A 20,699-nucleotide genomic window follows, 5' to 3' on the forward strand; every position below is an offset into this window, starting at 1 on the left:
CTTCCGCGCCGAAGAATGGGCGCAGCTTCGCAAAGAAAAAACCACTGCTGGTGCCCCGATAGATGTTGCTGACGGCTATGTACATTTTTCTACCGCCGCGCAGGCGCAAGAAACCGCTGACAAGCATTTTGCGGGTGTCGATGGCCTGTTCCTGCTTGGCTGCAATGCGGAGGCAATGGGCGATGCGCTAAAATGGGAAGTCTCGCGCGGGGGCGCTGAGTTTCCGCATCTTTATCGTGCGCTGGACCTTGCTGATGTGGAATGGGCCCAGCCCTTGCCTTTGGTAAACGGGCGGCACCAGTTTCCGGCAGGCCTGTCATGAGCGAGACTCCTGTCGACATTCATATTGATCCAAGCCGCGCGCAATTCGAATTGTTCAAAGGTTTGAACCGCGAGCTGCCGATCGAGATGCTTAACCTTGTGCGCTTACGCGGCACCGCGCTTTATCCTGACGGGCATGGCTTGGCCGATAAAGGTCTGAGCGGCGAAGAGGCCTATGCGAACTACGGGCGCGAAACAGGTCCGGTTTTGCAACGCGTTGGCGGATCGATCCTATGGCGCGGCACATTTGAAACGACGCTGATCGGACCTGAAGGCGAGGCATGGGATGCAATATTTATTGCGCGTTACCCAACGGCCCATGCCTTTCTGGACATGGTCACGGACAGCGATTATCGCGCAGCCGTTGTGCACCGACAGGCAAGTGTGTTGACCTCTCGGCTTATTCGCTGCGGCGGCGCGCAAGAAGGAAAGACCTTCGGATGAAACGGATTGCAGAACAGATCGGACTAAAGGCGCTACGTCGGATTGATCCGGAACGCGCCCATGGGCTTGCGTTGAAGGCTTTGCAACACGGTTTCGCGGTATCGCCCGGCGCGATCACCTCGGCGCGGCTTTGTACAGAAGTGGCAGGACTGGCTTTGCCAAACCCAATCGGGCTTGCGGCGGGCTTTGACAAGAATGCAGAGGCGCTGGTTGGCCTGAGTAAATCCGGTTTCGGCTTTGTCGAAGTCGGCGCAGCCACGCCACGTGCACAAGATGGCAATCCGAAACCGCGCCTGTTTCGGTTGAAAGAAGACAAAGCCGCAATCAACCGCTTTGGTTTTAACAATCAAGGGATGGAGGCGATTGGCGCGCGGCTGGCGCAGCGCCCGCGTGATATGGTGTTGGGACTGAACCTTGGGGCGAACAAGGACAGCGCGGATCGCTCGGATGATTTTGCACGGGTTCTGGCCCATTGCGGGGCGCATGTGGATTTCGCGACCGTTAATGTCAGCTCACCCAACACCGAAAAGCTGCGCGACTTGCAAGGCAAGGCGGCGCTTAGCGGGTTATTGAGCGGCGTGATGAAAGTGCGCGGTGAATTGGCCAGGCCAATCCCGGTCTTTCTGAAAATCGCGCCTGATCTCAGCACGGATGAGATCGCGGAAATAGCGCAGGTCGCTTTGGCGACAGGGGTTCAGGGTGTCATTACCACGAATACGACCCTGTCGCGCGATGGTTTGCAAAGCGCCCACAAGGGCGAAATGGGTGGGCTTTCTGGCGCGCCGCTGTTTGAGAAATCGACGCGCGTTCTGGCGCAGCTGTCCGAACACACGGACGGTAAATTGCCGCTGATCGGTGTTGGCGGAGTGGCTACAGCCGAGCAAGCCTATGCCAAAATTTGTGCCGGGGCCTCGGCTGTACAGCTTTATACAGCGTTGGTTTATGGCGGTCTGTCATTGACAGAAGACATCATTCGCGGATTGGACGGCCTGCTGGAACGCGATGGCTTTGCCAACGTCAGTGAAGCAGTGGGAAGCAAACGGGATGAATGGTTATGATAACCCTTTGGCACAATCCAAGGTGCAGCAAATCGCGTCAGGCCTTGGCGCTTTTGCAAGAGGCAGGCGCGGATGTTGCGCTGCGCCTATATCTTAAAGATGCACCAAGTTTGGCCGAACTTGAAACGCTGCACAAAGCTTTGAACATCCCTGTTATCAAGATGATGCGCACCGGTGAAAAAACCTTCAAGGAAGCAGGACTTGGCAAGGACGCGGACGTTGCAGATTTGCTGGCGGCAATGGTTGCCCATCCGATCTTGATCGAGCGCCCGATTGCGGTGGAGGGTGACAAAGCGGTGATCGCTCGTCCGCCCGAAAACGCGCTTAACCTGTTGTAGCGGCGCGTTCTAATGCCGGGTATTTCCAGCCCAGCGTGATCCCGCGCGCGATGAACGATATCAGCAGCGCGAGCCATAGCCCGTGATTGCCGATCCAAGGCAACAGAATCAACAATGCGGCGACATAGATCACCGCCGACAGCGCCATCATATTGCGCATATCCCCGCCTCGCGTTGCGCCGATGAAAATGCCATCCAGCATCCATGCGGCGCACCCGACAAGCGGCGCGGCAACCATGTAGGGCAGGTAATGACGCGCCTCGATCCGCACCTCGGGCGCGGTGGTCATCACATCGATGATCCACGGGCCGAACAGGGCAAAGACGCTCGCTGTGAACAGCACGGTAACAAGCCCCCAGAAACTCGTCAGCAACGCCGCGCGGCGCACCCGAAGAACCGAGCGCGCACCCATAGATTGACCGACCAGAGTTTCAGCGGCGATTGCAAAACCGTCCATTGAATAGGCGGTGATTTCCAAAAACTGCAATAACACATGATTTGCCGCTAGCGTCACATCGCCAAAGCGCGCACCCAGAAAGACAAACGACATAAAGATGCCTTGCAGCATGACCGAGCGCAGCAGGATATCGCGGTTAACGCGCGCGAACAGAACCATTTGCGCGCGTTCAAACACACGCGGCCAATCCTTCCATGCGGGCGTGTTGAGCGCATCGCGGCACAGCCAGAGCGCCAGTGCCAGACCCGTCCATTCGGCGATCAAGGTGGCGATGGCAACGCCCTCGACGCCCCAACCAAGGCCAAGCACGAACCACAGATCAAGCACGATGTTCAGCCCGTTCATCCATAGCTGGATAATCAATACCCCGCGCGTGCGCTCTAATCCGATAAGCCAACCTGTCGTCGCGTAAATGCCAATGGCGGCAGGCGCGCCGTAGATCCGAATGTTCATATAGGTGCGCGCGAGGGTTTCCACCTCTTCGCTTGCAGGGGCCGTTTGCAGCGCAAGCCATATGAACGGCATTTGCAGCGCCATGATGACAAAGCCCGCACCCAGCGCGATAATCATCCCGCGCGACAAAAGCGCAGCGACTTCGCCTGCGCGACCAGCGCCGCTGGCCTGCGCGGTTAGACCCGCCGTGCCCATCCGAAGAAAACCGAAAATCCAGTAGATCGCAGTCAGTGCAATAGCGCCAATGCCCACAGCGCCAATCGGCGCCGCCAGCCCCATCTGGCCAACAACGCCAGTATCCACAGCCCCAAGGATCGGAACGGTCGCATTCGAGATCACAACAGGCAGCGCAACGCTCAGAACGCGTTTATGCGTAAGTGGGAGCGGCGTGCTCACTCTTCCCCGCGCCTGGGCATCAAGAAATGCGCCGCGCCATGGGCAAAGGGGCGATCATGATTGTCCTGCCATGCCTCGACCTGAACCGAAGCATAGCGGCGACCGGAGCGCGTCACCCGTGCGCGCGCATATGCGTCGCGCGGCAAGCCTGTGCGCATGTAGTCCACCGAAAAATCAATGGTCTTAGGCAAGCGCGGCAAGACACCGGCCTGCAAATCCTCAAGACTGATTGCACCGCTTTCGATATCTTCCCAAAGCAGTGACCAGCTAAGTTCGATAATTGCCGTAACTTCAAGAAAGGCCGCTGTCACGCCACCATGAATTGCGGGTAGCATGGGATTACCGATCAGCTTTTGATCGAACGGCAAAAGCGCTGTCAGCTCATCGCCGCGCCGATCAAACCCTATGCCGAGGAATTGAATGTAGGGAACGCCACTGACCAGAGCATGCAGCGCAGCGTCGCGGCGTTTCTTGACATCTTGGACCGGCTCTGGGGGTTTGCGTGCCATTTCTATTGTCCCTCTACCGTGAACGCACCTGTCGCGGTTGCCACTGGATTTTCACTGTCTTCATCATAGGCAACCGCCCGAACGAATGCGACAGAGCGCGTTACGTGATAGCAATGTGCCTTGGTGCGAATGCTTTGATGCGGTGTCGCCGGGCGCATGTAATCTATGCGCAAATCAATTGTCGCAGTGCCAGCAGGCGCAGCAGGATGGCTCATCACGGCAGCGCCGCAGCATGTGTCCATCAATGCAGATACAGCGCCCCCATGGATAACCCCTGTCTTTGGGTCCCCCACAAGCTGCGGGTCATACGGCATGCAAATTTCAGCCTCGCCATTATCAATCTGGGTTAGCTCCATGCCCAAGGCTTTGGCATGCGGGATTGCCAGGATAAACTGCCGCGCAATTTGCACATTTCGATCGGACATGTTTGCTACCTCATCTTTTCGCCCTTTATGATCGCCAATTGGAACCTAGGGCAAGAGCAGTGGTTGCCCTTCGCGAATGACAGGCATAACCTTCGCGCAGGAGAGTCACGACATGTCTGAAAAAAAGCTGAGTTTCAAAGAAATGTGCGCCCGCTTTGACGTGACGCCACGTACCCTGCGATATTACGAGTACATCGAGTTGCTTCAACCCGAACGCGAGGGGCGCTCGCGCTTTTACAGCCCGCGCGAATGTGCACGCATGACGTTGATTCTGCGGGGCCGCAAGTTTGGGATCAAGCTGGAAGAGATTCGCCAGTGGTTACAGATTTACGAGAACGAAGGCACAGAGGCGCAACGCCAAGCCTTTGTCGAAATGGCGGACCGGCAGCTTGTAGAGCTTGAAGATCAGGCCAAGCAGCTGGAAGTAGCGATTGGCGAGCTGCGATCCTTGCGCGAAGCCACCCTTGGAAAGCTGAATTAACAGCGCCTAGATTCGGCTTTCCTTAAGTAAATTTCATATATGACGAATTTTCCCGCCTCTTCCCCGGAAATAAATTGCGCGCAAGCATACGTTACCTTTACGGAAGTTACGTCAACTTGAAACTGACGTAGCGTACAAGTTACGTAAACCATAAAAATCATTGTAACGTGGAAACGACAACTCCAAGTGTTCAATACAGAACAACGATACGAGTGAACCCGATGCAAACGAATGAACCTTTTATGACCATCCGTGAAATGTGCGACGCTTTTGACGTAACGCCGCGCACCTTGCGATTCTACGAGTCCAAAGAACTGCTTTTTCCAAAGCGAGAAGGCCAGAAACGCCTGTTCACCAAACGTGATCGTGCGCGCCTGAAGCTGATCCTGCGCGGCAAGCGCTTTGGCTTTAGTCTCGAAGAAATCCGTCAGTTGCTGGATCTCTATCACGTCGGCGATCACCAGCAGACGCAAATAAACCGGACACTAGAGATTGCCCACAACCGTCTAAGCGATCTTGAAGGTCAGCGCGACGAGTTGGAAAGCGCCATCGACGATTTACGCGAACAGATCAAATGGGGTGAAAAGATCGTCACCTCTATGAACCAAACCAAAAAGGCCGCTGAATAAGCGGCCTGCTCACTTCGTTTCAGCAAACGCTGACACGAAAATCATTGCGACATCAGCTTAGGGAGAGGCTCATGCCCCGTTATACAGCCCCGATTAAAGATATGCAGTTCGTCCTACATGACGTTCTGGCCACGACCACAGCAAACATCCCGGGCTACGACGAATTGGAGCCCGATTTCACGGCGGCCATTCTGGAAGAGGCCGGCAAAATTGCCTCTGATGTGTTGACCCCTTTGAACGTGGTTGGCGATAAAGAAGGCTGCACGCTGGAAAACGGTGTCGTGCGCACACCGACAGGTTTCAAAGCCGCGTTCGAGCAGATGAAAGAAGGCGGCTGGCCCGGTCTGGACATGCCAGAGCAATACGGCGGCCAGAACATGCCCTATCTGATCGGCACGGCTGTGGGCGAGATGTTCTCGGCCTCCAACCAAGCCTTCACCATGTATCAGGGCCTGACGCACGGCGCAGCCTCTGCCATTCTTGCCCACGGCACAGAGGCGCAGAAAGATACCTATCTACCCAAGATGGTGTCATGCGAATGGACAGGCACAATGAACCTGACCGAGCCCCATTGCGGCACGGACCTTGGCCTGATGCGCACCAAAGCTGCGCCGCAAGCAGACGGGTCCTACAAGATTACAGGTCAGAAGATCTTTATCTCGTCTGGCGAACATGACCTCGCTGACAACATCATTCACCTGGTCTTGGCAAAGATCGAGGGCGGCCCCGAGGGTATCAAAGGTGTTTCGCTGTTTATCGTACCCAAGTTCAATGTGAATGAGGATGGTAGCCTTGGCGCGCGTAATGGTGCGACGGTTGGCTCTATCGAAGAAAAGATGGGCATCCACGGCAACTCGACCTGCGTTATGAACTATGACGAAGCAACGGGTTATCTGCTGGGCGAAGAACATAAAGGCATGCGCGCCATGTTCACCATGATGAACGAAGCGCGTCTGGGCGTTGGCATGCAGGGTGTCGCACAGGCGGACGCCGCGTATCAAAACGCCGTGGACTATGCGAAGGACCGTCTTCAAGGGCGTGACGTCACAGGTGCCAAGAACCCTGATGGCCCGGCTGATCCGCTGATCGTACATCCCGATATCCGTCGCAACCTGATGGATCAGAAAAGCTTTACCGAAGGGGGCCGTGCGTTTCTGCTTTGGGGCGCAACCATGATCGACGCAGCCCACCGCGCGGGCGACAAAGATGCAGATGGCCTCGTGTCCCTGCTGACACCCGTCATCAAGGGCTTTCTGACGGACGAAGGTTACGACATGACCGTGCAGGCCCAGCAAATCTATGGCGGCCACGGCTATATCGAAGAATGGGGCATGTCCCAGTTCACCCGCGATGCACGTATTGCTATGATCTATGAGGGCGCAAACGGCGTTCAGGCGCTGGACCTTGTTGGCCGTAAGCTAGCGCAAGACGGTGGCAAACATGTGATGGCCTTCTTTGACATGGTCAAGAACTACATCAAGGAAAACGCGGGTCAGAACGAAGCTTTCGACAAGGATTTCCTTGACCCGTTAAAAGCAGCGTCCAAGGATTTGCAGACCGCTGGCATGTATTTCATGCAGAACGGGATGAAGAACCCGAACAACGCTTTGTCCGGCTCCTACGACTTCATGCATATGTTCGGGCATGTCTGCCTTGGCTTGATGTGGGCGCGTATGGGCAAAGCTGCAATGGATGCGCTGGCCGCTGATGCTTCGGACGTCGCGTTTTACGAGACGAAGCTGACCACAGGGCGTTATTACATGGCGCGTCGCCTGCCCGCCACGGCAATGCACCTGACCCGCATTCAAAGCGGTGCAGACACGGTCATGGCTTTGGACGCTGAACATTTCTAATCAACAGGTGCGTGGGAAACCACGCACCTTTCTCAAGGATATGCTTTGCCTAAACGCTTTCGTCTGACCCGTCGCTTTTCGGTTTCTATGACCGAAGATGGTTACCGCCGTCTCAAACGGTTCGCATCAGAGGCGGGTTTGGATGAAGGTGAAGCGCTGTCGTTTCTATTTGAAAACTTCGATAGCGTAACACATGACGAGAACCTGCCGCACCGCTTGCGGCTGTTCAATGCAGAGCTCGACGCGCGCAAACGATAGAGGGGAGACTATCATGAGCAAATGGATGACCGACGAGCACAAGATGCTCGCTGAGATGACCTCGAATTTCATCAACGCCGAATGGGTGCCAAAATACGATAAATGGCGCAAGCAAGGACAGATGGATATCGAGACCTGGAAAGAAGCTGGCGATCTTGGCCTGCTCTGCCCGTCCATCCCCGAAGAATACGGCGGCGTCGGTGGAGACTTTGGCCATGAGGCGGTGATCCTTATGGAAGGCTCGCGCGCGAACCTCGCGTCATGGGGCCACGGCATCCACTCTGGCATCGTTGCACATTACATTCTGGCTTGCGGCACGGAAGAACAAAAGAAACGTTGGCTGCCCAAGATGGTAACGGGCGAATTGGTCGGCGCACTGGCCATGACCGAGCCCTCTGGCGGCTCTGATGTGCAAGCGATCAAAACCCGCGCGATCAAGGATGGAAATTCCTATCGTTTGAACGGGCAGAAGACCTTTATCACCAATGGCCAGCACGCCAATCTCCTCATCGTTGCTGCCAAGACGAACCCAGCAGAAGGCTCCAAAGGCACATCACTGGTGGTCGTTGAAACCGAAAACGCAGACGGCTTTGCGCGCGGACGCAACCTTGAAAAGATCGGCACGCATGCCTCCGATACTTCAGAGCTGTTCTTCGACAACGTTGAAATCCCGCCCGAAAACATCCTTGGCGGTGAAGAAAACCTTGGCTTTTACCAAATGATGCAGCAGCTACCACAAGAACGCCTTATCATCGGGTGCGGTGCGGTTGGGGCCATGGAAGGTGCCGTAGAACGCACAATCGCCTATTGCAAAGAACGCGAGGCCTTTGGCGGACCGATCATGCAGTTCCAGAACACACGTTTCAAACTGGCCGAATGCAAAACCAAAACCACCGTCGCACGCGCCTTTCTTGATGAATGTATCTCAGAGCATCTTGAAGGTAAGCTGACGGTAGAGAAAGCTGCGATGGCCAAATACTGGCTTACCGACACACAAGGCGAAGTGCTGGATGAATGCCTTCAATTGCATGGCGGCTATGGTTTCATGCAAGAATACGCCGTTGCAGAAATGTGGACGGATGCCCGTATTCAGCGGATTTATGGCGGTACAAATGAAATCATGAAAGAGCTCATCGCGCGCTCTTTCTAAAGCGGCCCTCCGGGGGGAGTTTATTGGCAAAATGAAGACTTCCCTTCTTAAATGACAAAACACGTTAACCTTAACGCCGCTTTCATTTTGCCGATAAACTTCACGGGGGTTCGGGGGTGTGAAACCCCCGGCCTACGATACAAACAAGGACCAAACGTATGACCCTAAAACTCTATTGCTTCGGCGAAAGCGGCAACGCTTACAAAGCCGCGCTGACGCTTGAATTGTCGGGCCTGCCTTGGGAGCCCGTCTATGTCGATTTCTTCGGGGGTGAAGCACGCTCTGACGCGTATAAAACCACCGTCAACGCAATGGGCGAAGTCCCTGCTTTGACCGATACGGATCGCGACTATACGATCACCCAATCTGGCGCGATCCAGGATTATATCGTGCATCTGTCTGGCAAACTCACCGGTGCAACACCGGAGGAACGCCGCGAGATCCTACGCTGGATCTTGTGGGACAATCACAAGCTCAGCTCCGTCGCTGGGCCAACGCGCTTTTTGATGAATTTCCTGCCCGAAGACAAACGCCCCAAAGAGGTCATCGCCTTCAACCAAGGTCGCCTCAAAGCGGCCTATGCGATCTTGAATGACCACCTCGCCAGTCGCGACTGGATTGTCGGGGATGCCATCACAATCGCCGACACGACCTGCTGCGGGTATCTGTTCTACCCGGAACCTTTCGGGTTCGTGCGCGCCGATTGGCCCCATATCGACGCTTGGCTCACCCGGATCGAGCAGACACCCGGCTGGAAACACCCTTATGATTTGATGCCCGGCAGCCCCGCTGATCGCGCTTAAAGGAGATCTACTATGACCGAAGCATATATTTACGACGCGCTGCGCACGCCGCGTGGCAAGGGCCGCAAGGATGGCTCATTGCACGAAGTCACCAGCTTGCGTCTATCAGCGCAGACTTTGAACGCGGTGAAAGAGCGCAACAATCTGGAAGGTCACGCCGTCGAGGATGTGATCTGGGGCAACGTCACGCAGGTGATGGAGCAAGGCGGCTGCCTTGCGCGCTCTGCCGTGTTGGCCTCCGATCTGGATGAACGCATTCCGGGCCTCGCGATCAACCGTTTCTGCGCCTCTGGCATGGAAGCGGTGAACCTCGCGGCGAACCAGGTCAAAGGCGGCGCGGGCGATGCTTATATCGCGGGCGGCGTCGAAATGATGGGCCGCGTGGCCATGGGCAGCGACGGCGCAGCGATTGCGGTTGATCCCTCCATCGCGATGGATCAGTATTTCGTACCGCAAGGGATTTCTGCGGATATCATCGCGACCGAGTATGGTTTCAGCCGCGATGAAGCGGATGCATTGGCGGTTGAATCACAGCGCCGTGCAAAACACGCGTGGGATGAGGGGCGGTTCGCTAATTCCGTCATTACCGTTCGCGATCAGAACGGTATCCCGATCCTGGATCACGACGAATACATGCGTCCGCAAACGGATATGCAGAGCCTTGGCTCGCTCAACCCCGCCTTTCAGGCGATGGGGGAAGTCATGCCCGGTTTCGACAAAATCGCATTGATGAAATACCCGCATCTGGAGCGGATCAACCACATTCACCATGCGGGCAACTCTTCCGGGATCGTCGATGGCGCGGCGGCAGTTTTGATCGGCAACAAGGAATTCGGCATCCGTCATGGCCTGAAACCGCGCGCCAAAATCCGTGCAACGGCAAAGATCGGGACGGACCCGACCATTATGTTGACTGGCCCCGTTCCCGTGACCGAGAAAATCCTCGCGGACAACGGCATGAGCATTTCCGACATCGACCTTTTTGAAGTGAACGAAGCTTTCGCATCTGTCGTTATGCGCTTTATGCAGGCCTTTGATGTGGACCACGACAAGGTCAACGTGAACGGCGGCTCGATCGCAATGGGTCACCCCCTTGGTGCGACGGGCGCGATCATCATCGGCACGCTTCTGGACGAGCTGGAGCGCACAGGCAAAGGCGTTGGCCTTGCCACGCTTTGCATCGCATCCGGCATGGGCGCCGCAACAATTATCGAACGTGTGTGAGGGGACCTGACATGACTGACTTCACAATGATAAAAGATGCAGACGGCATCGCTACAATCACTTGGGATGCCGTTGGCAAATCCATGAACGTAATGAACCAGCAGGGCTTTATCGACCTTGAGGCGCATATCGACGACGCGTTGGCAGATGAGGCCGTGAAAGGCATCATCATCACCTCGGGCAAACCCGACAGCTTTGCAGGCGGCATGGATTTGAACGTGCTTGCGGATATGAAAGCTGCGGCTGGCGAGGATGCTGCGAAGGGTCTCTTCGAGGGCATCATGCAAATCCATACTTTGCTGCGCAAGATCGAGCGCGCGGGCATGGATCCAAAGACCAACAAGGGCGGCAAGCCGATTGCCTCTGTTCTGCCGGGCACTGGTGTTGGGATCGGTCTGGAGTTGCCGCTGGCGACCCACCGTATCTTCTGCGCCGATAATCCAAAGGCCAAGATCGGCCTGCCGGAAATCATGGTCGGCATCTTCCCCGGCGCAGGCGGCACCACGCGTTTGGTGCGCAAGATGGGCGCAATGGTTGCCTCGCCTTTCCTTTTGGAAGGCAAACTGCTGAACCCCGCAAAAGCCAAACTGGCAGGTATGATCGACGAAGTCAGCGCCGATCCAATGGCCGACGCGCGCGCTTGGGTGCTGTCTGCCAAGGACGCGGACCTGCTGAAACCCTGGGACGCAAAGGGCTACAAAATGCCCGGCGGCGCGCCCTATCATCCTGCGGGCTTTATGACCTTCGTCGGCGCGAGCGCGATGGTAAACGGCAAGACCCAAGGTGCGTTTCCTGCGGCCAAAGCACTACTGAGCGCGGTCTATGAGGGCGCGCTTGTGCCATTCGATACAGCCCTAAAGATCGAGGCGCGCTGGTTCACCAATATCCTGATGAACCCGTCGTCTTCTGCGATGATCCGCTCGCTCTTCCTTAACAAAGAGGCGCTGGACAAGGGCGCTGTACGGCCTGCAGATGTGCCGGATCAACGCGTCAAGAAGATCGGCGTTTTGGGCGCTGGGATGATGGGCGCGGGAATCGCGCTTGTTTCTGCGCAGGCGGGTATGGACGTCGTTTTGATCGATCAAAGCCAGGAAAGCGCGGACAAGGGCAAAGCCTATTCTGCATCCTACATGGACAAGGGCATTGCGCGTAAAAAAGCGACGCCGGAAAAGAAAGAGGCGCTGCTGTCCCAGATCACCGCGACCACCGATCTGGACGCGCTCAAAGGTTGCGATCTCATCATCGAAGCTGTGTTCGAAGACCCTGCCGTCAAAGCAGAAATCACTGCCAAAGTTGAGGCCGTGATCCCGGATGATTGCATCTTTGCATCCAACACCTCGACCCTGCCGATCACCGATCTGGCCAAAGCGTCCAAACGTCCAGAGCAGTTCATCGGCATTCACTTCTTCTCTCCCGTGGAAAAGATGTTGCTGGTGGAAATCATCAAAGGCAAGGAAACGGGTGATCGCGCGGTCGCTAAAGCGCTCGATTATGTGCGCCAGATCCGCAAAACACCTATCGTTGTAAACGATGCGCGCTTTTTCTACGCGAACCGCTGCATCATCCCTTATATCAACGAAGGCGTGCGCATGGTTGGCGAAGGTGTCGAACCTGCGCTGGTGGACAATGCCGCGCGTCAACTTGGCTTCCCTGTCGGGCCGCTACAGCTCAATGATGAAACCTCGATTGATCTGGGTGTGAAGATCGCCAAAGCCACAAAGGCGGCGCTTGGCAACGCCTATGACGCAGGCGCTGCGGACGACGTGTTGTTCTATCTGTTCGATCAGGGCCGCATGGGCCGTAAGGCGAATGCGGGTTATTACGAGTATGACGACAAAGGCAAACGCATCGGCATCTGGGGTGGTCTGCGCGACAAGTTCCCTGTGTCCGAGGACCAGCCAAGCCTGATTGATGTGCAGCACCGTTTGATGTTCTCGCAGTGCCTTGAGGCGGTGCGCGCGCTGGAAGAAGGCGTGTTGATGGACATCCGTGAAGGCGACGTTGGCGCAATCCTTGGCTGGGGCTTTGCGCCTTGGTCGGGAGGCCCGCTGTCATGGCTCGATATGCTTGGTTCTGCCTACGCAGCGGAGCGCTGTGATGAGCTGGAAGCCCAGTTTGGTCAGCGCTTCAAATGCCCTGATCTGCTGCGCGAAATGGCAGCAAAGAACCAAAGCTTCTATGGACGTTTTGGCGAGAAAACCGCCGCCGCTTAAGCAACTGCAAAATTACGAAGGGGCACGCGTGTTATCTCGCGTGCCCCTTTTTTATGTTTAGCTCAAATCGCGCGTACATCAGAAATCATAGCCAAAGCGCGCGATATCCTCGGCACAGAGCGCACCGACAAATTCGGTCAGCGACGCGTCGTAATAGCTCCGGTAATCCTGAGCGCGCTCGGATTGATTGATCCGCCCGAGGGTCAGTTCGAAACCAATGTGTTTTTCAAAAGACTTCAAGTCGCTCTTGAGGTGCTCGATACGCACATAGGCATCACAACGTTCAACGCCGCGCGCATCCATCATGTAAAAGGGCGCAGGGCTGTTGCGAAAGGCGCTCACAGTCTCGGGGGCGCGCATAAACTGTTCAAATTCGAGCGTTTTTGCCAAGGTGACCGCTGGGTGATCGAAACCCTGTAAGCGCAGCCAGTGATAGTAGCTGACAGCGCGATCCCAAGGATTGCGTACCAGCGTAAAGCAGAACATCTCGTCCAGCTCATCAGCGCTAACAATGCCATCAATATCGGCCAATGTTGAATGCTTCCAAAGACGCCCCGCTGGCGTAAGATCTTCAAGGCGATGCTTGCGCCGTTTGGCTTTGGGCGTGTCCCCGATAATCAGATCATCCTTTGCTGCGCGTCCCTCCAGCGCGAGCGTCATCGCTGTGCCTGCGGTTTTGGGGATATGCACAAAGACATACTTGCGCGCTTTGGAAATAATCATGGGGTCACAGGCCTTTTATTCTCCTCTTCGCCGCGCCTAGGAACGCAACGCTATTAAACTACCTGCGGCTGCAATCATTGCAATTCCAATCATCTGCTGCGCAGCAATACCCTGGCCAAAGAGCAGATAGGCAAAGAGCGGACCAAAGATAAACACGGAATATTCGAACACCGCGACAAAGCTTGGCTCGCCGCTTTGATAAGCGCGGATTAGAAACCCGACCCCGATCAGCGACCCGACAGCCTGCACAACAATCAATACCCAGGTCAGGGTGCCGGGCCAGATCATGCCGCGCAATAAAAACCCTTCCGCGCCTTGCGGCGCATCAGGTGCCCAAAGCGCCAGTATTACAAGCGCACTTAGGCCGATAAGACCTTGCAAGCTGAACAAGCCTGCAAGCATGGCAATCGTGCTTTCTTGTGCGCAGAGCCTTTGCGTTGCGACTGATCCCATTGCATAGAAAAGCCCGCCAAAGACCGGCAGAAAGTTCACAATGCTCAGGTTACCCTGCCCCGGGCCAAGGACCACTATTATGCCCACAAAGCCGACCAACACAGCAAGGATCCGCAATAGCCCGACCTTTTCGCCAAAGGCAAAGATAGAAATCAGCAATACGAAAATAGGCGCGGTAAACAGGCCTGCCAGTGCTTCGGCAATCGGCATGAACGCGAGCGCACCAAAGTAAAACAACATTCCGACGGCTATCAGCCCGTTGCGCAGCAATATAGCCCAAAGCCGCAACGGACGCAGCGAACCGAAGCCGAAAACCGCAACCAGCACCAGCAGCGGCAAGGCCATGCAAGCGCGCAGGAACTGGAATTGCCAAAGGCTGATATCACGCGCGATGAGGGCAACATAGTTGTCGATCAATCCGATGATGAACATTGCGATCACCATGAATATTGCAGCTTGTCGTGGTTGATGCGTCATTACGCTTTTCATCTCTCAAAAGTGCTGCCAACGTGGCGTGCAGGTTTGCGCCGTTATTCATGGGAGGTTTGATCGCGCTATGGGATGGATGAAGGATGAAACTGGTTTAGACAAGTGCGCCGCTAACTTTCGTGCATTAACGCCCTTGTCGCATCTACAACGTGCCGCGAAGGTTTTTCCGAACAAACTGGCCGTTGTCTATGGCGCGCATCGCGTCACCTATGCGCAATATCATGCGCGTTGTTCGCGCCTTGCATCAGCGCTTGTAAAACTGGGCGTCGCGTCTGGCGATGTGGTTGCAACTCTGATCCCCAACCTACCCGCGCAGGCAGAGGCCCATTTCGGGGTTCCTGCTTGCGGCGCCGTTCTGAACACGATCAACACGCGTCTTGATGTTGGAACAATCGCCTATATTTTTGCACATGGTGAAGCCAAGATCGTGCTGGTTGATAGCCAGTTTGTGCAAGTGGCCGAAGCCGCGATTGCAAAGCTCGATGGCCCCGCGCCCACGCTTATCGAAGTGCCCGACGCCGCTGCAGGTTTCCCTGCAAGCGGGCACTACATGAGCTATGATGAATTGCTTGCCAGCGGTGATCCCGATTTTGACTGGATGATGCCCGAGGATGAGTGGGAGAGCCTCTCGCTCAACTATACGTCAGGCACCACAGGGCACCCAAAGGGCGTCGTTTGCCATCACCGCGGTGCCTATCTGATGACCATGGGCACTGTGGTTAGCTGGCAGCTGACATTGTCCCCTGTCTATCTGACCATCGTGCCGCTGTTTCATTGTAACGGCTGGAACCACACCTGGATGATGCCGATGCTTGGCGGGACAATTGTCTGCTGCCGCGATGTGACGGCCAAGGCAATTTATGACGCAATCGCCGATGAGGGTGTCACGCATTTTGGCGGTGCGCCGATCGTCCTGAACGCTTTGGTAAATTCTGACGCAAAAGACCGCCGCAACTTTGATCACACGGTCGAGGTTTTCACCGCCGGTGCCCCGCCTGCCCCCGCTACGCTCGGCAAGATCGAACAAATGGGCTTTCACGTTACACAGGTCTACGGGCTTACGGAAACCTATGGCCATGTCACCGAATGCCTATGGGATAACGGGCAATGGGACGGGCTGGATCAAAGCGCACGCGCCGCTATCAAAGCGCGGCAGGGTGTTGCAATGCCGATGATGGACGACATAACCGTGATGGACGCGGACATGAGGCAAGTTCCGATGGATGCCGCCCATCAGGGCGAAATCATGATCCGCGGCAATTCGGTCATGAAGGGATATTTGAAAAACCCCGAGGCCACGAAAGAGGCCTTTGCAGGCGGCTATTTTCATTCTGGCGACATTGCGGTTCAGCATCCTGATACGCACATCCAGATTGCGGATCGCGCGAAGGATATCATTATCTCGGGCGGCGAGAACATTTCCTCGGTTGAGGTTGAGGGCACATTGATGGAACACCCTGCGGTGTCGCTTTGTGCGGTTGTCGCAAAGCCTGACGAAAAATGGGGCGAAGTACCTTGCGCCTTTGTCGAACTGCTACCCAATGCCGAAGTCACCGAGGCCGAGCTGATCGCCTTTGCGCGTCAAACGCTTGCAGGGTTCAAAACACCGAAGAGCGTCGTCTTTCAGGAGTTGCCAAAGACATCCACAGGCAAGATCCAGAAGTTCGAATTGCGTAAATCGCTGACGGGCTAGTAGCGCTCGCCCATGAGCCGATAGCTCCAGAATGCCTCGTCATGCTCAAGGCCGCGCAAAAGCTCTGCTGGTGTGAACCCTGTTTGCGCACGCACCTGCCGCCCCATGTGCGATTGATCCGCATAGCCTGCATCCGAGGCGATGCCAGCCATGTCCAAACCGCCATCTTTGAGTGCTAGAACAAAGGCTTCTTCGGCTTTGGTATAGGTTTGCAAACGTTTCAACGGCTGCCCTGTCGCAGCTTTGATGCGGCGTTGAACCTGGCGCAGGCTGCGCCCCGAATGTGAAAGCGCCGCGTTCAGCATCAAAGAGCGGCTCCAATCACCGATCATTCGCCCAAAGTTGCTTTGTGGCGGGCGCCGCGCGCGCCACAGCGGTGCCAGGCCCTGTTGCAGTGCTTCGAACGCGCGGCGTGCATCGCCCGTTTCGTGCGCTTGCTTTAGTACGCGCACTACTGGTCCATCAGGCAGATCGCATAACGGGACGCTTTGATCGATGTAATCATCCATTGCAACGCCCAGCATCGTGGCCATTGCGTCCGGATAGAACGCGACCACCAAAGCATGGATGTCGCCGTCATTCCAACTGGTTGTCGGCAGGTTCTGCGGTCCGCTGAACAGCGCATTCGCCATGGGCTTTGCGCTTGCAGGTGCTTGCAAATGTGCTGCACCCGTCAACACGCGGCCTCTACCTTCAAACAAGATACTCAGGGCACAGAGCGGCGAAGCAGAGAAGTGATTGAACCGTTGATTTGCAGGTAGATCGCAATCGCGCGTGTCGCGTAGAAACCCACCCAGGATACACTGCGCCAAATCGGGGCGCGGGTGCAGAAATTCGGAATGGGGCGATTTGGACAATGTCGTCTCCGTTCTATCAGCAGGGCCACTGCGCCGCTAAACTGCCCGAAAGATCATTCGCGCGAAAGCCCTACAATGCCCCCGATTATCCCCCCTCACGTCATACCGCCAAAGTCTGTGCGCACCTCGCTTAAACTGCTTGCACAATCGGCACGCTGCATTCTCGAAACTTGGCCCGAAGACATGTATACTTCCGAGACCTATCAGCCCCCGGTAAAGGGGGTGCTCTATGTGATGAAACCTGACGCGCTTGCCCAGATACTGGTGAGCCAAGCCGACAAGTTCGAGCAGAGCCATCTTCTTCGCCGGATCATCAAGCCCGTTTGGCAATCCGGCATCGCAACAAGCATCGGTGCAGCATGGCGTTGGCAACGGCGCGCTGCTGCCCCTGTGTTTTCACCAAAATCCGTCACAGCCATAATTCCCGCCGCCAACACCGCCGCACAGCAGCTTTGCGAAAAGTGGCGCGCCAGCAATGGCGCAAGTTGCGAGGTCAGCCATGATCTTGGCAATGCAGCCCAACAAGTCGTTCTTGATGGGCTGCTAGGGTCATGGAGCAGCGCCGGCAGCGCGGATATCCTGCAAAAGCATGGCGCAGATCTGACGCAGAAAACCGGGCGCATTAACTATGCTGACCTGCTGATGCTGCCCAATTGGACGCGTCGTTTTCTGGGGCCTGTTCTGGACAGGCCCGCTGCAGGGTTGCACGCAGAAGTTGGCGCGCGATTGGCGGCGCTGAAGGCGGACGACAGCGGTCCCCTGCTGCATCTTCTGGCGCAATCCAAAGATCCGGAAACGGGGCAAGTTATGTCACAGGATCAATTGCGCGCCAACATTGTCGGATCTGTCGCGGCAGGGCGTGAAACTACCGCGCTTGCCATAGCTTGGGCGCTTTATCTGCTTGCCTTGGACCAGGATGCCCAAGCCGGTGTGCGCGCCGAGGTGGACGCCGTTGTTAAGGGCGATGACATCACCGCCGAAGATCTTGGCAACCTCACTTTAACGCGAAGCGTGCTGCACGAAGCGATGCGACTTTATCCACCCGCGCCGCAAATCGTGCGCGATTGCCTTGAGGATACGGAAGTCGCGGGCATTTCACTTAGAAAGGGCACGGCCGTTACAATCCCGATTTACGCGATCCACCGGAACCCGTCGTTCTGGGATCAACCAAATGCGTTCCAGCCGGATCGCTTCACCGATCCTGAAGTGTTCGCCAAACAGAACCGCTTTCGCTATCTCCCGTTCGGGGGCGGTGCGCGTGTGTGTTTGGGGCAGGCCTTTGTCATGACGGAAGCCGTCACGATGCTTGCACGGATCATTCGCACGTTGCACGTTGACGACGCGACGATGGGGGAAATGACATTCGAAACGGGCGCGACCCTGCGCGCGAAGAATGGTATCAACCTAAGGTTCAAGCCAATTTAACCTGCCTTTGCGCTATGCGTTGCCCGCACTCCTTTTGCCGTGTTATACTGCATGAAAATGAGGCAGAGCAGACACGCCCGGGATGACAGCGCTAACCAAATACGACCGGCTCGAAGCCGCAGGCCTTTGGCGCGCAGCGCCAGACCAACAGCGCGTTGATGTGGTTGTTTGCATTGGCGATGCAACGTTGACCATTAAGGATATGCGCGATCAGGCTTTGGCCCATTGGTCGCTTGCCGCGATTGCCCGCTCCAACCCCGGCAAGCGCCCTGCGCTTTTCCATCCCGAAGGTGATCCAACCGAAACGCTGGAAATCGCAGCCGACGAAGACGAGATGATCCGCGCCATCGAGAAGCTGCGCAAAGCGGTTGAGCGCGCGCGCCCGCATAAGGGACGTCTGCGCGGTGTGTTGACTGCGGCCGTTCTTGCAGTGGCTTTGGCGGGCGCAATTATCCTTCTGCCCGGCGCGCTTGTCGATCAAGCGTTGAAAGTAGTGCCAAACGTCAAGCGCGCGGAGATCGGCAATGCGCTTTTGACCAAAATGCAGGGCGCAACAGGCGCACCTTGTGGCGGTGCGGCGACGCGGAACGGGTTGATCGAGTTGACCCAGCGCTTGGAAACTAATGACGGCCCGACCTATTTGGCCATCATGCGCGCAGGTGTAAGGGATGCGATCCATATGCCCGGCGGTGTAATCCTTCTGAGCCGCACATTGGTGGAAGACTACGAAAGCCCTGAAATCGCCGCAGGCTATGTTATCGCCGAACAGGCCCGCCGCGCCGCGCGCGACCCACTCAAACACTTGCTCGAAAACGCTGGCATGCTTGCCACGCTGCGCCTCTTGACGACCAGCAAATTGCCGCAAAGCGCGCTGGATGCACACGCCAAACTTTTGCTAACCGAAGACCCCGCACCAATTGAAATCGACCCGCTGTTAGCGCGCTTTGCCGCCCTGCAGGTTCCCAGCACGCCCTATGCGTATGCTGTCGATGTGACGGGGGAAACGACCTTGCCGATTATCGAGGGCGATCCGCTAGCTGGCACGGCCTCCCGGGCAGTGCTGCCCGATGCCTCATGGGTGCGCCTGCAAACGATTTGCGAAGGGTAAGCGCCCTTTCGGTTCAATCAACTGGATCGGCGAATATTCCAGTCTCGAACCCATCAAGACTTTTTGTGTTTTTCTTGGCCCAGAACGCTTTGACGCCTGCCTCGCCCAGATCATCATACCAAGGCACCATTTCGCTTTCGGCGCGCCTACGCTGGATGCTCATCTCTGGAACGCCCGTGCCGCATGAAGTCGTTACCATATCTATATCCAAAACATAAATGTTACGCGCGCCTGCATAGTCTGGAAACAGCCCATAGTGCTGCGCCCAGTCGGCATCGCGCGGATGAATGACACGGGCGTTGCCAAAGACGCGCAAGATCAGCGCATCACCCTGAAATGCGCAGAACATCAATGTCATGCGGGGGTCCTGCAACACATGCGCTGCGGTTTCATTGCCGCTGCCTGACATGCTGAGCCAGACAATTTTTTGATCGGACAGGACACGCAGCGAATCCAACCCTTTAGGTGACATGTTCACCCGCCCTGTCGGGGCAGCCGTTGCCACAAAGAACATCGGTTGCGCTTCAATGAAGCTTTTGAAGGAGGGTTTCAATCTGTCGGTTCGAATGCTCATGGCTATGGCCTTTTCTTTTGACTTCGGGACGTTTGAGACAGCAAAACAGCGCCAAAAATAATGACGCCCCCGATGATCGCTTGCGTTGTCGGTATTTCGCTGAGGATGACCAGCGCCCAGATCGGTGCCAGCGGTGTTTCAAGTAGACTAATCAAGGCCGCCTGCGCTGATGGCACGCGCCGCGCGCCTTCGGCCAACGTGATTGAAGCGATAGAGAAGACGAGCCCGAACAAGACCAATACACCGATCTCAAAGCCGGACACTGTAATCGGATCGCTGATGAAAAGCGCGGGACCAAGCAGGATGAGCGAGGAGGCAGCCGCAGGTAGCACCGTCGGTGTATCGGGCCAAATTCGGTACAAAAC

The 20,699-nt window shown here is 56.2% G+C and carries 23 protein-coding genes; 15 read left to right on the forward strand and 8 right to left on the reverse strand.

Annotation, left to right across the window (positions count from 1 at the left end; all coding sequences use genetic code 11):
* From WBC85_RS03820 to arsC, 4 genes are all read left to right on the forward strand, one after another.
* Positions 1–322 (forward strand): DUF952 domain-containing protein (locus WBC85_RS03820; protein ID WP_424433350.1); only part of this gene is annotated, 322 nt, incomplete at its 5' end.
* Positions 319–765: a DUF1330 domain-containing protein gene (locus WBC85_RS03825; RefSeq protein WP_424433351.1), complete on the forward strand. Its 447-nt coding sequence runs from the start codon at positions 319–321 to the stop codon at positions 763–765. The genes WBC85_RS03820 and WBC85_RS03825, both read left to right, overlap by 4 nt.
* Positions 762–1,823, forward strand: a complete 1,062-nt coding sequence (locus WBC85_RS03830) for a quinone-dependent dihydroorotate dehydrogenase (RefSeq protein ID WP_424433352.1) — start codon at positions 762–764, stop codon at positions 1,821–1,823. Before WBC85_RS03825 ends, WBC85_RS03830 begins: the two co-directional genes overlap by 4 nt.
* Entirely contained in the window at positions 1,820–2,161 is a 342-nt protein-coding gene (arsC, locus tag WBC85_RS03835) for an arsenate reductase (glutaredoxin) (protein WP_424433372.1), read from the forward strand. The genes WBC85_RS03830 and arsC overlap by 4 nt, the downstream gene beginning before the upstream one ends.
* Here arsC and WBC85_RS03840 read toward each other — a convergent pair.
* The 3 genes from WBC85_RS03840 to WBC85_RS03850 are packed head-to-tail and all read right to left on the reverse strand — an operon-like array spanning position 2,148 to position 4,401.
* Positions 2,148–3,467 carry an MATE family efflux transporter gene (locus WBC85_RS03840; RefSeq protein ID WP_424433353.1) on the reverse strand — a complete coding sequence of 440 codons (1,320 nt, stop codon included), beginning with the start codon at positions 3,465–3,467 and terminating at the stop codon, positions 2,148–2,150. The two genes, arsC and WBC85_RS03840, sit on opposite strands and share 14 nt — an antisense overlap.
* The gene (locus WBC85_RS03845; protein WP_424433354.1) at positions 3,464–3,976 is read right to left on the reverse strand and encodes a PaaI family thioesterase; all 513 of its coding nucleotides are present in this window, start codon (positions 3,974–3,976) and stop codon (positions 3,464–3,466) included. Before WBC85_RS03845 ends, WBC85_RS03840 begins: the two co-directional genes overlap by 4 nt.
* A gap of 2 nt (positions 3,977–3,978) precedes the next feature.
* Complete coding sequence (locus WBC85_RS03850; RefSeq protein ID WP_424433355.1) at positions 3,979–4,401, reverse strand: PaaI family thioesterase; 423 nt, start codon at positions 4,399–4,401, stop codon at positions 3,979–3,981.
* A gap of 112 nt (positions 4,402–4,513) precedes the next feature.
* On the opposite strand from WBC85_RS03850, the gene WBC85_RS03855 reads away from it, so the two are divergent.
* The 8 genes from WBC85_RS03855 to WBC85_RS03890 all read left to right on the forward strand — a co-directional run bounded on the left by WBC85_RS03855 (position 4,514) and on the right by WBC85_RS03890 (position 13,012).
* Positions 4,514–4,882: a MerR family transcriptional regulator gene (locus WBC85_RS03855; RefSeq protein ID WP_424433356.1), complete on the forward strand. Its 369-nt coding sequence runs from the start codon at positions 4,514–4,516 to the stop codon at positions 4,880–4,882.
* Positions 4,883–5,124: 242 nt separating this feature from the next.
* Positions 5,125–5,511, forward strand: coding sequence for a MerR family transcriptional regulator (locus WBC85_RS03860; protein WP_424433357.1), 387 nt, complete (start codon positions 5,125–5,127; stop codon positions 5,509–5,511).
* Between the two features lie 71 nt (positions 5,512–5,582).
* Positions 5,583–7,364 carry an acyl-CoA dehydrogenase C-terminal domain-containing protein gene (locus WBC85_RS03865; protein WP_424433358.1) on the forward strand — a complete coding sequence of 594 codons (1,782 nt, stop codon included), beginning with the start codon at positions 5,583–5,585 and terminating at the stop codon, positions 7,362–7,364.
* Positions 7,365–7,409: 45 nt separating this feature from the next.
* On the forward strand, positions 7,410–7,622 hold the full coding sequence (locus WBC85_RS03870; RefSeq protein WP_424433359.1) for a hypothetical protein: 213 nt from the start codon (positions 7,410–7,412) through the stop codon (positions 7,620–7,622).
* Positions 7,623–7,635: 13 nt separating this feature from the next.
* The gene (locus tag WBC85_RS03875; RefSeq protein WP_424433360.1) at positions 7,636–8,772 is read left to right on the forward strand and encodes an acyl-CoA dehydrogenase family protein; all 1,137 of its coding nucleotides are present in this window, start codon (positions 7,636–7,638) and stop codon (positions 8,770–8,772) included.
* A gap of 158 nt (positions 8,773–8,930) precedes the next feature.
* Positions 8,931–9,575, forward strand: coding sequence for a glutathione S-transferase family protein (locus tag WBC85_RS03880; RefSeq protein WP_424433361.1), 645 nt, complete (start codon positions 8,931–8,933; stop codon positions 9,573–9,575).
* A 12-nt stretch (positions 9,576–9,587) separates the two neighbouring features.
* On the forward strand, positions 9,588–10,799 hold the full coding sequence (locus tag WBC85_RS03885) for an acetyl-CoA C-acetyltransferase (RefSeq protein WP_424433362.1): 1,212 nt from the start codon (positions 9,588–9,590) through the stop codon (positions 10,797–10,799).
* Positions 10,800–10,810: 11 nt separating this feature from the next.
* A complete protein-coding gene (locus WBC85_RS03890) occupies positions 10,811–13,012 on the forward strand; it encodes a 3-hydroxyacyl-CoA dehydrogenase NAD-binding domain-containing protein (protein ID WP_424433363.1) in 2,202 nt (733 codons plus the stop codon).
* Between the two features lie 78 nt (positions 13,013–13,090).
* Here WBC85_RS03890 and WBC85_RS03895 read toward each other — a convergent pair whose 3' ends face one another.
* Both WBC85_RS03895 and WBC85_RS03900 read right to left on the reverse strand, forming a co-directional pair.
* The gene (locus WBC85_RS03895; protein ID WP_424433364.1) at positions 13,091–13,735 is read right to left on the reverse strand and encodes a sulfotransferase family 2 domain-containing protein; all 645 of its coding nucleotides are present in this window, start codon (positions 13,733–13,735) and stop codon (positions 13,091–13,093) included.
* A gap of 36 nt (positions 13,736–13,771) precedes the next feature.
* Positions 13,772–14,665, reverse strand: coding sequence for a DMT family transporter (locus WBC85_RS03900; protein ID WP_424433365.1), 894 nt, complete (start codon positions 14,663–14,665; stop codon positions 13,772–13,774).
* Between the two features lie 79 nt (positions 14,666–14,744).
* On the opposite strand from WBC85_RS03900, the gene WBC85_RS03905 reads away from it, so the two are divergent.
* Complete coding sequence (locus WBC85_RS03905; protein ID WP_424433366.1) at positions 14,745–16,370, forward strand: AMP-binding protein; 1,626 nt, start codon at positions 14,745–14,747, stop codon at positions 16,368–16,370.
* Here the strand turns inward: WBC85_RS03905 and WBC85_RS03910 are convergent.
* Positions 16,367–17,227 carry a helix-turn-helix domain-containing protein gene (locus tag WBC85_RS03910; protein WP_424433367.1) on the reverse strand — a complete coding sequence of 287 codons (861 nt, stop codon included), beginning with the start codon at positions 17,225–17,227 and terminating at the stop codon, positions 16,367–16,369. The genes WBC85_RS03905 and WBC85_RS03910 overlap by 4 nt on opposite strands.
* A 75-nt stretch (positions 17,228–17,302) precedes the next feature.
* On the opposite strand from WBC85_RS03910, the gene WBC85_RS03915 reads away from it, so the two are divergent.
* Both WBC85_RS03915 and WBC85_RS03920 read left to right on the forward strand, forming a co-directional pair.
* Complete coding sequence (locus tag WBC85_RS03915) at positions 17,303–18,652, forward strand: cytochrome P450 (RefSeq protein WP_424433368.1); 1,350 nt, start codon at positions 17,303–17,305, stop codon at positions 18,650–18,652.
* Between the two features lie 82 nt (positions 18,653–18,734).
* Entirely contained in the window at positions 18,735–19,760 is a 1,026-nt protein-coding gene (locus WBC85_RS03920; protein WP_424433369.1) for a hypothetical protein, read from the forward strand.
* Positions 19,761–19,773: 13 nt separating this feature from the next.
* On the opposite strand, the gene WBC85_RS03925 is transcribed toward WBC85_RS03920, so the two are convergent.
* Together WBC85_RS03925 and WBC85_RS03930 are read right to left on the reverse strand one after the other, a co-directional pair.
* Positions 19,774–20,334: a pyridoxamine 5'-phosphate oxidase family protein gene (locus WBC85_RS03925; protein WP_424433370.1), complete on the reverse strand. Its 561-nt coding sequence runs from the start codon at positions 20,332–20,334 to the stop codon at positions 19,774–19,776.
* Between the two features lie 2 nt (positions 20,335–20,336).
* A partial coding sequence (locus WBC85_RS03930; RefSeq protein ID WP_424433371.1) for an EamA family transporter occupies positions 20,337–20,699 on the reverse strand: 363 nt, incomplete at its 5' end.

Source organism: Planktotalea sp. (genome assembly GCF_049680325.1).
Lineage (GTDB): Bacteria > Pseudomonadota > Alphaproteobacteria > Rhodobacterales > Rhodobacteraceae > Planktotalea.

Coding starts and splice junctions, on each gene's coding strand:
- WBC85_RS03845 (WP_424433354.1), bottom strand. CDS start 3,976: ATGGCACGCAAACCCCCAGAGCCGGTCCAAGATGTCAAGAAACGCCGC.
- WBC85_RS03905 (WP_424433366.1), top strand. CDS start 14,745: ATGGGATGGATGAAGGATGAAACTGGTTTAGACAAGTGCGCCGCTAAC.
- WBC85_RS03860 (WP_424433357.1), top strand. CDS start 5,125: ATGACCATCCGTGAAATGTGCGACGCTTTTGACGTAACGCCGCGCACC.
- WBC85_RS03875 (WP_424433360.1), top strand. CDS start 7,636: ATGAGCAAATGGATGACCGACGAGCACAAGATGCTCGCTGAGATGACC.
- arsC (WP_424433372.1), top strand. CDS start 1,820: ATGATAACCCTTTGGCACAATCCAAGGTGCAGCAAATCGCGTCAGGCC.
- WBC85_RS03830 (WP_424433352.1), top strand. CDS start 762: ATGAAACGGATTGCAGAACAGATCGGACTAAAGGCGCTACGTCGGATT.
- WBC85_RS03825 (WP_424433351.1), top strand. CDS start 319: ATGAGCGAGACTCCTGTCGACATTCATATTGATCCAAGCCGCGCGCAA.
- WBC85_RS03920 (WP_424433369.1), top strand. CDS start 18,735: ATGACAGCGCTAACCAAATACGACCGGCTCGAAGCCGCAGGCCTTTGG.
- WBC85_RS03915 (WP_424433368.1), top strand. CDS start 17,303: ATGCCCCCGATTATCCCCCCTCACGTCATACCGCCAAAGTCTGTGCGC.
- WBC85_RS03865 (WP_424433358.1), top strand. CDS start 5,583: ATGCCCCGTTATACAGCCCCGATTAAAGATATGCAGTTCGTCCTACAT.
- WBC85_RS03885 (WP_424433362.1), top strand. CDS start 9,588: ATGACCGAAGCATATATTTACGACGCGCTGCGCACGCCGCGTGGCAAG.
- WBC85_RS03855 (WP_424433356.1), top strand. CDS start 4,514: ATGTCTGAAAAAAAGCTGAGTTTCAAAGAAATGTGCGCCCGCTTTGAC.
- WBC85_RS03850 (WP_424433355.1), bottom strand. CDS start 4,401: ATGTCCGATCGAAATGTGCAAATTGCGCGGCAGTTTATCCTGGCAATC.
- WBC85_RS03895 (WP_424433364.1), bottom strand. CDS start 13,735: ATGATTATTTCCAAAGCGCGCAAGTATGTCTTTGTGCATATCCCCAAA.
- WBC85_RS03925 (WP_424433370.1), bottom strand. CDS start 20,334: ATGAGCATTCGAACCGACAGATTGAAACCCTCCTTCAAAAGCTTCATT.
- WBC85_RS03880 (WP_424433361.1), top strand. CDS start 8,931: ATGACCCTAAAACTCTATTGCTTCGGCGAAAGCGGCAACGCTTACAAA.
- WBC85_RS03890 (WP_424433363.1), top strand. CDS start 10,811: ATGACTGACTTCACAATGATAAAAGATGCAGACGGCATCGCTACAATC.
- WBC85_RS03900 (WP_424433365.1), bottom strand. CDS start 14,665: ATGACGCATCAACCACGACAAGCTGCAATATTCATGGTGATCGCAATG.